The 1686-nt window shown below is 67.8% G+C and carries 1 protein-coding gene; it reads left to right on the top strand.

The window, feature by feature from the left end; translation table 11 throughout:
- The first annotated feature begins 124 nt into the window (after positions 1-124).
- Positions 125-1516 (top strand): IS1380 family transposase, encoded by a 1392-nt coding sequence (locus RB628_RS40490; RefSeq protein WP_318325646.1) that lies wholly within the window; start codon positions 125-127, stop codon positions 1514-1516.
- Positions 1517-1686: the final 170 nt, after the last annotated feature.

Below are 1686 nucleotides of genomic sequence, written 5' to 3'. Positions count from 1 at the left end.
AGCCTTGATCCACCGATTCGATGTTTGTGGATAACTCTTCTTGAAACGAGGAAGTGCCTTGTGACCTGCGATGATGGGAGTTCTTCAGGCTTCCGGCACGCACAATCAGCAAGGCACTTCCGAGATGCAAGTTTCCCATACGCCGGCGGCGGTCTCCGCTCTGTTCGATGATCCGAATCTGATCGCGCAGGCCGGGCTGGTCCCGGTGCTGCGGCTGGCCGAGCGGTGCGGGCTGTCGCGGTTGGTGACGGAGAAGGTGAAGCTGGCCGGGGCGAAGAACGGGGCGGGTGCGGCGGCGGACGCCAAGGTCACCAGCATCGTCGCGGGTATGGCCGCGGGCGCGGACAGCATCGACGACCTGGCGGTGGTGCGTCACGGGGCGATGCCGGTCGTGTTCGGCGGTATTCGCGCCCCGTCCACGCTGGGTACGTTCCTACGTGCGTTCTCCCACGGCCACGCTCTCCAACTCCACGCCGTGCACCGCAGGTTCCTTGCGGAACTGGCCGCGCACACCCCACTGCTGCCCGGCGCGGACGCGATGGCGTTCATCGACGTCGACTCCACCCACAAACGCGTCTACGGCCGGACCAAGCAGGGCGCCGAGTACGGCCGGCTCAAGGGCATCCGCACCCTGCACCCCCTCCTCGCCACAATCTGCACCCCCAACTCCCGGCCGGTGATCGCCACGGTCCGGATGCGACGCGGCAAGGCAGCAGACTCCCGGGGCGCCCCGAAATTCGTGAGCGAGGCCCTGGCCACCGCCCGAGAGGCCGGCTGCTCCGGGACCCGCATCCTGCGGGCCGACTCGCAGTTCTACAACGCCGGGGTCATCGCCGCCTGCCGCCGGGCCGGCGCCCACTTCTCGATCACCACCGGCATGAACCCCTCCATCAAACGGGCCGTCCTGGCCATTCCCACCGAGACATGGCAGCAGATCACATACCCGACCGCGGTGCCTGACCCCGAGACCGGTGAGCTCATCTCGGACGCCGAAGTCGCCGAGATACCCCAATACACCGCGTTCGCCAGCCGGAAGAAAACTGATCGGGTCACCGCCCGGCTGATCGTGCGCCGGGTCCGTGACCTGGCCAAACCCGCCGTCGTGGGCGAGCAGGGCGAGCTGTTTCCCGTCTGGCGCTACCACCCTTTCTTCACCGACCAGCCTGCCGCAACGCTGCGGGCCGAGCGGGAACACCGCCATCACGCCGTGATCGAGCAGGTCATCGCAGACAGCAAGGCCGGGGCCCTGGCCCATCTGCCGTCCGGGCACTTCCACGCCAACTCGGCCTGGCTCACCCTGTGGGCGATGACCTACAACCTGCTGCGGGCCGCTGGTTCCCTGGCCTCCGCGTTCCACGCCAAGGCCACCACGGCCACTCTCCGCACCCATCTGGTCCAGGTCCCGGCCCGGATCGCCCGCTCCGCACGACGCATCACCCTGCATCTGCCGCACAACTGGCCCTGGCAGCACGCTTGGACACACCTCTTCGCCACCGCCCACGGCCCACCCTGCTGACCCGAACAGCCCCTACCCGACCCGCCCGCCGCCAGGGCCCAACCGGAACCGAAGCCGTGGAAAAGCTGGGCAGACCAGCAGATACCACCCGCCCCCACCCGGCCACCAGTCCAAAGCGGACGCAGAAAACGATCAGAAGATCACTCTCGAACCACCTCGGTGGATCAAGG

The organism is Streptomyces sp. ADMS, assembly GCF_033441795.1.
Lineage (GTDB): Bacteria > Actinomycetota > Actinomycetes > Streptomycetales > Streptomycetaceae > Streptomyces.
Note: the sequence above shows the minus strand (reverse complement) of the source record. Positions and strands in the feature narration are given on the sequence as shown.